This is a genomic window from Microcoleus sp. Pol10D4 (assembly GCF_036701555.1).
GTDB lineage: Bacteria > Cyanobacteriota > Cyanobacteriia > Cyanobacteriales > Microcoleaceae > Microcoleus.
In genome coordinates, this window is record NZ_JAUBRA010000122.1 from 1 (window position 1) to 8,524 (window position 8,524).

The 8,524-nt window shown below is 43.8% G+C and carries 9 protein-coding genes; 4 read left to right on the forward strand and 5 right to left on the reverse strand.

The window, feature by feature from the left end:
* The coding region (locus tag QUA36_RS30080; protein WP_333460026.1) for a DNA methyltransferase at window positions 1–643 on the forward strand (643 nt) is incomplete at its 5' end.
* Here the strand turns inward: QUA36_RS30080 and QUA36_RS30085 are convergent.
* Complete coding sequence (locus QUA36_RS30085) at window positions 633–1,550, reverse strand: hypothetical protein (RefSeq protein ID WP_333460027.1); 918 nt, start codon at window positions 1,548–1,550, stop codon at window positions 633–635. The genes QUA36_RS30080 and QUA36_RS30085 overlap by 11 nt on opposite strands.
* Window positions 1,547–1,810, reverse strand: coding sequence for a helix-turn-helix transcriptional regulator (locus tag QUA36_RS30090; protein ID WP_333166438.1), 264 nt, complete (start codon window positions 1,808–1,810; stop codon window positions 1,547–1,549). Before QUA36_RS30090 ends, QUA36_RS30085 begins: the two co-directional genes overlap by 4 nt.
* Before the next feature lie 1,014 nt (window positions 1,811–2,824).
* On the opposite strand from QUA36_RS30090, the gene QUA36_RS30095 reads away from it, so the two are divergent.
* Window positions 2,825–3,697, forward strand: coding sequence for a pentapeptide repeat-containing protein (locus tag QUA36_RS30095; RefSeq protein WP_333456634.1), 873 nt, complete (start codon window positions 2,825–2,827; stop codon window positions 3,695–3,697).
* Window positions 3,698–3,843: 146 nt separating this feature from the next.
* Here QUA36_RS30095 and QUA36_RS30100 read toward each other — a convergent pair whose 3' ends face one another.
* The gene (locus tag QUA36_RS30100) at window positions 3,844–5,058 is read right to left on the reverse strand and encodes an FAD-dependent oxidoreductase (protein ID WP_333460028.1); all 1,215 of its coding nucleotides are present in this window, start codon (window positions 5,056–5,058) and stop codon (window positions 3,844–3,846) included.
* A gap of 14 nt (window positions 5,059–5,072) precedes the next feature.
* Between QUA36_RS30100 and QUA36_RS30105 the strand changes: the two genes are divergently transcribed.
* A complete protein-coding gene (locus QUA36_RS30105; protein WP_333460029.1) occupies window positions 5,073–5,201 on the forward strand; it encodes a hypothetical protein in 129 nt (42 codons plus the stop codon).
* A 261-nt stretch (window positions 5,202–5,462) separates the two neighbouring features.
* Here QUA36_RS30105 and QUA36_RS30110 read toward each other — a convergent pair whose 3' ends face one another.
* Together QUA36_RS30110 and QUA36_RS30115 are read right to left on the reverse strand one after the other, a co-directional pair.
* Window positions 5,463–6,995 (reverse strand): NAD(P)/FAD-dependent oxidoreductase, encoded by a 1,533-nt coding sequence (locus QUA36_RS30110; protein WP_333460030.1) that lies wholly within the window; start codon window positions 6,993–6,995, stop codon window positions 5,463–5,465.
* A 303-nt stretch (window positions 6,996–7,298) separates the two neighbouring features.
* Window positions 7,299–7,784, reverse strand: a complete 486-nt coding sequence (locus tag QUA36_RS30115; RefSeq protein ID WP_333460031.1) for a CRR6 family NdhI maturation factor — start codon at window positions 7,782–7,784, stop codon at window positions 7,299–7,301.
* Between the two features lie 236 nt (window positions 7,785–8,020).
* Here QUA36_RS30115 and QUA36_RS30120 point away from each other — a divergent pair, with 236 nt between their 5' ends.
* Window positions 8,021–8,371: a DUF6984 family protein gene (locus tag QUA36_RS30120; protein WP_333189838.1), complete on the forward strand. Its 351-nt coding sequence runs from the start codon at window positions 8,021–8,023 to the stop codon at window positions 8,369–8,371.
* Window positions 8,372–8,524 lie beyond the last annotated feature (153 nt).

Consider the following 8,524-nt stretch of genomic DNA (forward strand, 5'->3'; position numbering starts at 1 on the left):
ACTGAGGGATAACCGCTCCCATGCTCCCGATGAAGTAAGAAGCAAATGTCTAGACTTGTCTAGTATTTGTATAGCAGAAGTAACAGTTAATGAACTTACCTTAAAGGCGTGGTTATTGCGAGAGTGGAAATGCTCAGGGTTGCCGTTACGACGGGCCAATAATGCTTGCGGGGTGGTGGATGCAGCAACCAGGAAATACTTCGATCAAGGGCATTTGTGGTATTTCCCTCCGACCGAGATGTTTGAAAGGCTAGTGAACTATGCAAATGAGTATGGTAGTCCTCAAGGAAAACCATACTTTTCGCTGGATGGCAATCAGCCTCTAACGGGACAAGAATGGAGCAAGATGCGATCGAAATTTAGATGCCCTCACGGTTTTACAAACGTTTGGGAGCGTCAAGCTTTACGGGGCGATGAGAGAGTTAAAACTATCTCTGGAAAAGCATTACATCTCAACCAAAAACCTCTGGATCTGATGAACCTTATTGTTGAGGCATCGAGCGATGAAAACGATGTTATATGGGAACCTTTTGGTGGACTTTTTAGTGCAGCTTTGTCAGCACGTAAACTAAAACGAAAAGCCTTTTCTTGCGAGATAGACCCCGACTATTTCTACTATGGTGTACAGAGATTTAATCAATAATTTCATCAATACTCTCTTCTCTAATCTGTAGATAATCTTGTAGGGATTTCTTGATGCTGCCTTCTAGGCGACTTGATAAAAGCTTATTCCACCGACCAACGGTCATACCGGAAACTTCAGTATTGTAGACACGTCGCTTAAATTCCTCAATGCCTGGATGTACAATTCTGTCCATCTTTGCAAAATTTGTATCTAGTCTATATTCATAGCGTATCCGTAGCTCCGGCAGAAGCCGCTGATACTCTCTAGTTGGTTTGTAGACTTTTCCTTGAGTACCCCATGAATCAACTATTTTCTCAGCTTCTAAAAACTCCTCAGCAGAGCCTTGGAATTTATATCCACTGGTGTTTGTTTGTTGCAAATTTGTTGTTCTTTGAGTTGTATCTTCCGGCTCTAAAACAAGATAATCCGGCGGATTGTGATAGTGGGTATCTCTCGCTACAGCTACCGATAAACCAGAGACAACGCACACATCAAGAATGCGAGGCTTGCCGTAAATGATTTTATCGGATAGCCATGCCAGAATAGCAACATAGGTCTGATTGAAGCTAAAGTGATTTTGACTATCTTTGAAACGTGCTGTTATCTCTGTTGCTAGTGGGAACCACGCTTTAATTTCTAATCCTGGCGTTGGTTGAACTATGCCGAGGAAAATAGTATCTGGAAAGCCCAGATCTTGCCTATACCACTTTCCAAATTCAGCGAACTCATTTTGTTGATTCAAGCATTCAACGGGGTTAAATTCGATTAAATTTCCGACTAAAGGCGAAAGCTTTGAGATAACTTTAGACAGGTTCACCGCTGCATCTACGGTAACAGGTTTAGATACATCTAAAACGTCGAAAGTGTTACCCGATAAGCGATATAGATATTGGGATGCAAGTCTGATTACATCTTGCGTATTCATATCTCGCTCTCACAAGATGCTTCAGATATTTTTTGTGAAATTTTCCTAATAATATCGCAAGGGTCTACACCAATTACATGAGCAACTAACAGAAACTCAATTACATCTAACCGTCGTTCACCGTTTTCATATTTGGCTACGAAGGACTGGGGCTTTTTAAGAGATTTAGCAACAGACTCTTGAGTTAGTTGCGCTTCTTTACGAGCCGCAATCATACAGCAACGGAAGGTTTCATATTCCTTACTAAAAACAGATTTCATTATACTTTGGGTTTAGCACTGCATATTCCCTAAATATAATAAACCTGTTTTCGGATTATCCCAAAAAAGGATATTTAAATTTGTTAAAGATTGATACTAATAAAACTTAAACAAAATTAATTACAGTTCCGAGAGTGCCAGCTATCTCTACTTGCGGCCGTCCGTGCTACCATAATTTTTTTTGTCATCCTTCGGCTTAGCAACACCATCAGGTTGTTTCTTTGGCTTTTTGACTTCTTTGTTGCTTCTTCTTTCTTTTGACATGATCTTTCCTCAATTTTGACTCAGCATAACATAGATTGACACATCTGCCTAACTGCCAGTAGAGAGGGCGATCGTATACAGAAATTACTCGCTGTTGGTTTTGTACAATCTGCTGTATATTATCCGCTAGGTTTTGAGCGAATAGCCTCTACCGTTAGGTCGATCGATAAATCCCTCAGAAGTACAATGTCTGAAATTACTTTTCAGCCCGATCGACTAAAGGAAATCTTGAAAAGCACGATCGTCTAACTGCTGCGAGACAACCGAGAAAAATCTCGCTGATTAAGCTCTTGTTCGACATTTAATTTTAATAAAAAATGACAGTAGATAAAATATGTAGCTATGACCATGCCAGCCTTCGCGACACCTGACGGAAAAACAACAACAAATTTGCAGTCTCGGTTTAAAAAAGCTGTGAGCCACAGTGGACAACAAGAATATTGATTTTAACTATTGATTAACACTTCGGACAGTGTTTGATGGCTTACCTACCGAGAATAACGGTTTCACGAATCTCAGTACGATCGCAACCCTTGCCGAAGCATACTAGAAACCAACGATAAATCAAGGGTTTCAGACTATGACCTCAAAACGGTCGGGATTCTGGGAAAAGCACAAAGTATATGTATAAATATCAAGTTAATTGTCAGCTTTCTTGAAAGTGAGAGCGCGTCCGCTCTCTTTGAGATAAAATACTTATAAAGAGTGTTTATTTCTAGATAAATTTCCGCTATTAGGAATGTGACCCGTATGGAAGTAACCGAGCTGCTCAAAGAATACGAAAATGGAAACAGAGACTTTGCTGACGCAAACCTCAGCGGAGCAAACCTCAGCGGAGCTATGTTGGTTGGCGTAAACCTTTCGAGGGCTAACCTGTCGGGAGCTAACCTGAGTCGGGCGCATCTGACCAAAGCAGAACTCAACGGCGCAAACCTTTACAGGGCCAATCTGAGTTTTGCCAAAATGGGCCAAGCCAGACTAGCGGATGCAGAGCTTACAAAAGCCAATCTCAGCGGAGCTTTCCTCGTCAAAGCAAAATTGCCCAGAGCAAAGTTGAGTGGCGCCCAACTCATCGGTAGCAACCTGCGGAGCGCCATCCTCTGGAACGCCAATTTGTGTACAGCCGACCTGCAATTCATCAACCTGCGGGGCGCCAACCTCACGGGAGCCAATCTCAACTGGGCAAACTGCGGAGGGGCAAAACTCAGCGGTGCAAAGCTTTTTGGCGCTCAATTAACAGGCATCTATCTCAGGAAAGCTTACATCAATGGCATCGACCTGAGCAGGACGGATCTCAATGGCGTCAACCTGAGCGAAGCCAAACTAAACGGGGTAAACCTGGAAGGCTCGAACTTGTTAGCTGCCAATCTCAGCGGGGCTCAGTTGCGGGGCGTCAAGTTGATGGGAGCAGATTTAACCAGGGCAAATCTGGTGGGAGTTTCTTTGGTGCAGGCAAACCTCGATTGGGCTAGGCTGTGCTATGCAGACTTGAGCGAAGCCGACTTGAGCGGGGCAACATTCACGGGAACCAACTTTGAGGGTACTCAGTTAGCCGGATCAACAATGCCACCATCTTTGAGCAATGATGTCTACTTAACTGCTGCACGTGGGGTCGCAGCTTAGGCAAGGCCAAAAATTAATTTCGCATCCGAGTGGACGACTCTCGCATTGGTTTAACTTTTGATGCAGACATCATTACTTTTGTGAGAGAGTTGCACCGGCAAGAAATTTACTGATATTTGCGAGAGTTTGTAGCATCACAATTGATCTCACCCAATTAATTTTGCGACTCGCAAAGCAGAGGTAATAGCTCCTTCGTGCAAACCATTCCCCAAATAAGCTCCCGCATGATAAGTGTTGTTCTCGCCATTAGTCTCGATAACTTCATCTCGATATCGAAAAGACTCGACATTGTACAGCGGCGTGTGATGTTTCTGAATGTGAATAATGTTTTTTTGGGCGATCGACTCTTCCAGATGAAAAGCTAAACTGTACTCTCGTGGGGAGGAGATGCCGCAAAGTTGATTCAAGCTCGCATTATAGCCCCATCCCTTGTCCGTCTCGAAAAAATCAAATTCTGATAACTTGCGGATACCGTAGCGATCGTACATCGATGTATCCGAATGCAGTACAGTGGTTGCATAATTGGGTTCCCACGCCGAAAACCGCTTCGTTTCCGCCTCCGTCGGATCAGACAACAGCCTCATCACTTGGTCTGGTGGCATCGCAAAAACCACCTTATCAAATTCCTGACTCTCCCCATTAGAAAGCACAATTTTTACAGCATCAGCACTTCTGAAAGTCTGGGCAATCTCCACATTCAGCCGTATATCGCCCTTAAACCGCTCTAGAATCTTTTCAATGTAAGAATACACCCCGCCTTTAATCCTCACCCAGTTGACCATGGCATAGTCGCGCAGAACAGGCAGCGCCAATTCGGCCGGAAAATTGTCGAGCAATTCAAACGGTATCGAGTAGCTGTACATCGTCAGCAACTTCAGCCAATAATTGCGGACGCACGAGCTTTTCAAAGACTCAGAAAGTGGCACATCGTAGAAATCGTGCTGTTTAGCAAACCGCATTTTTAAAATAAATGCAGCCGAACGAGCGTATAGACTATCCAGCCGCAAATACTCGATCAGGCGTTGGATTCCGGTAAAATTTTTCCGGATAGAGACCTTAGACAAAAAGTGATCGCCATCTTTAAGAAATAGCGCGGAACCAATCTGCACGGGTTCTAATTCAACGCCTAGCTCCTGCATAAAAGCCACGAAATTGTAAAACACAGTCGGAAATTCTAGTACACCATTTTCTAATATTTCATTGCACTCAGATTGATTGGGTGCAACATTTTTGTTAAGCGTCCGAATGTGTCCGCCTAAAATCGGCTGCTTTTCTAATACAGTGACGTGATGTCCCTGTTTATCGAGCCAGTAGGCTGCTGCCATACCGCTCGCTCCGCCCCCAATAATTGCAATTCTCATAGTTCACTCCTAGATTGATAGAAGGAAGTTCGGCAACGGATTCTGTAACGGATGTAACGGATGTAACGGATGTAACGGATGTAACGGATGTAACGGATGTAACGGATGTCAGGAAGAAGGAAGTTCGGCAACGGATTCTGTAACGGATGTAACGGATGTCAGGAAGAAGGAAGAAATTCTCGTTTCCAGATAGAACCTCGGAACGCATTTCACTGTTGCTGTGCCTCGTCATTTTTAAGAGGAGGCAGAGCCTCCAGAAATTCATTACTTGGCTCTGCCAAGGAACGAGATAATGAGAGCAGAAACGAGAGATTTTTAAGAGGAGGCAGGGCAAGAGTGAAATTCATTCCTTGGCTTTGCCAAGGAACTAGAGAAAAAGGAAAATAACCAATTGCTAATTTTCCTTAGCCTAAAATCGCATCGCCGGATAAACGTTGATAAAGCAGCGCGCCCGTCCAAAATGTCGGTGCAAAGCCTGGATAGCCCGACGAGGCGTTGCAGAAGTAGAAATTGTTGAGGGATGTTTCATGATTTAGTCGATCGACTCCCATGTTGCGTGGCGTCAGGCTGGAACCGTAGGAATTACCGTTAGGACACCAACAGAAGCGCTCGTTAGTCGTCGGACTTCCGGTAATATGAAAGACCATGTGTTTGCGGAAATTCGGAACATAGTGTTTTTCCACAACATCTAAAATCGAGTCCAGAATCTCTTGTTTCTTCTGTCTGTAAGCTTTGCGATCGCTCTCCCAAAGCTGTTTAAAATAGCTGTAATTAGCAACAGTCAGAAATTCGACAATTTGACAATCTTCAGGACAATCCCGCCGCGCTTCCGTCAGTAAAGTTGGCGTTGTAATTGCAAAGCTCGGACGAGAAAAATCATTTTGCTCATACATTTGAGCAAACGCTTCATTTAGATCCAGGTGTTCCGAATGAAACGTATTCCATTTGCCAAATCCATAGTCTCGGAGATCGATATCTTTGACAACGCAGTACACCATGTAGTTAGATGCAGAATACTCATAGTTGAGTTTCCGTCGCACTGTTTTAGAGAACTGTTCCTCTCCAATCATCTTGGCAGCTCTTTTCGGGTCAAGGTTGCAAATCACCGTGTCGCCCGTGAATTCATGGGTTTGATGGGTGGTCAAATCCATCGCTTCAACACCAGTTACTGTTCTGTTTGTTACCCTAAAATTCGTGACTTCATGATTTAATAGAACTTTCCCCCCGTTGGATTCAATGACATTAACTAAAGAATTGATGACATCTTCAAAATGCTGCGTCGGGTAAAATGCACCTTCTTGATAGCCTCTAAACAAGGCAATCCAAGCATAGAAAGAAAGCTGATTTGGCGGCAGCAAAAAGTCTGGCCATTGCAGGGCTAATAGGGTTTGGGCGGCTTGCGGGAGTTGGAACTTGTCGAAAACGTCCTGAAGTGTACTGTTGAGGTGTTGGACAGCACAGAATACGTCACCGAAATTTTTGACTAATTCAATTGGTTTGACGGGAGGAGCGAGTTTTCTGAGTCCGTTGCCGGTTTTCTCGACTTCGTTGACGAATTGGCTAATTCTCTCGCCCGCTTCGGGAAACAGCGCCGACAATCTGCGGATCAGTTCCTCTGGTTCCGAGGGAATATCGAGCGCATATCCAGGCATTCTCATGTGGTCGTAGCCATTCGGATCGTACCGTTCAAAGGTGACATCTCGATCGAGACCGAGCTTTTTGAGAACTCGATTGACTGTATGTCCTTCGCCGCAGTCCCAAACGTAGTGGAATTGGGCATTAAATGTGTATTTGTTGGCCATCGTAAAGGTGTGACCAAAGCCTCCGGGATGCTCGTGAGCTTCGAGGATGTGTACGGTTTTGCCGGAGTTTGCCATCAAAGCTCCGAAAACCAGTGCTGATAAACCACTGCCGACGATGAGGTAATCTGTTGTCATGGTAAATTTCCTCGATCGATTGAATCGGGCGATCGTTGTCTATTTAAACTAACTCTCAATTCTGAGAAAATTCTGAAGTCCAGCAACAATTTTTTGAGGCGCGCTGGTTTAAGGATTGTATTAAAGTCTGATTGCGGTTGCTGTTAAGCTTAATTAAGCTGTTGTGGATGGAACTTATAGCTTCCCAGGCGGACTAGAAAGCCCGCCCTACAAGGGAAGCAACCGGGTTTCTACCTTTGTGCGTAAGTCTTTAGGTATAGAGTCGTCTACCTAATTAGAACTATGTTAATTAGAGTGCGATGCTTATTTGTGCGGCACAATCACATCAAAAAAAGCATCCTCCAAATCGTAACCAAACATCTGCGACATCGCCATCAACTTCGATTTACTGGGAATTCCCTGCTGATTCAACCAATCAGTCAACACAAAAATTTTGTTCATCAAAAACATTTCCAAAGCTTCAGGATTGTACTGAATACCTTGGGTTCGGTGAAACTGGTGCGGCACCAACATCGCGGCATAGCGCGCCAATTCTCCCGCTTTCCAATCCAGCAAAAATGGCAGCCAAGGATAACAAGCATCCAAGCGAATAAACCACAGCCGCGCTTCGGGAATTTCCGAAATTTCTCGCGGATCTAACTCTTCGCGGGGATACTCAATTTCAAATTGTAGCTGTTGTTCGTTTTGGGCGATCGCTCCTTCGGCCAGCCACTTTTCAATCACAGTCCGCACCGGAGACAAATCTAAACTGTTTATGCGATCGGCATTGATCGAAATCATAATACTCATAAAATGTCAACTGATTTTATATTTTAGATTGCTTGCACCGATGGATTCGCGGGCAAGAGACCCAATTGCTTGATTGTCAACTGGATAGCATTTAGCGATCGTACCATCAGTCATTAACATTGTATAGCAGAATGAATAAGGAATAAGGCAAATGCAATAAAATCAAATTTTTTAGCCTTTACCTATGATAATAAGGCTTCTCTCAAAGGTTGTCTTACACTACCACAATAATAAAAATGCGCCTACTAAAATCCGGTGAATCAGCATTGATTAAAGCTCTACTTATGACCAACTATAAACTTGCTGAAGTAATAATACCAACACTAAACACTGCGCTTGTTGAGGACATGGACGATGGTGGGATGGGTAGCCTCCGCTTCAAATCCTGCGCTGCTAATTCAGACAGAAGGCTTGGGAGAACAGTCGCTGAAGCTGAATTTTTAGATGAGGATGGAGTTCCTGTATCTGTCGAATTGAATTTAGATGAACATAGTCAACTTTTTGAGCTTGATGTTTGGAAATTTGATTATTCTCCTGTGTCTAGATTGCCAGACCTGGGACAAGTTGTAATTAAAGGAAGAATCTAATAAAGGCGATCGCACCTGGGGGGGTGACAACCAGCCTGAAACCGAGAGGTGGTGAGGATTGAGCCAATGTGTGCTCAAAAAAGATAGGCAGCATAATTGTTACACGCTTGCCTATCCAAAAAATAATGATACCAACATTTTACCAGACTCATT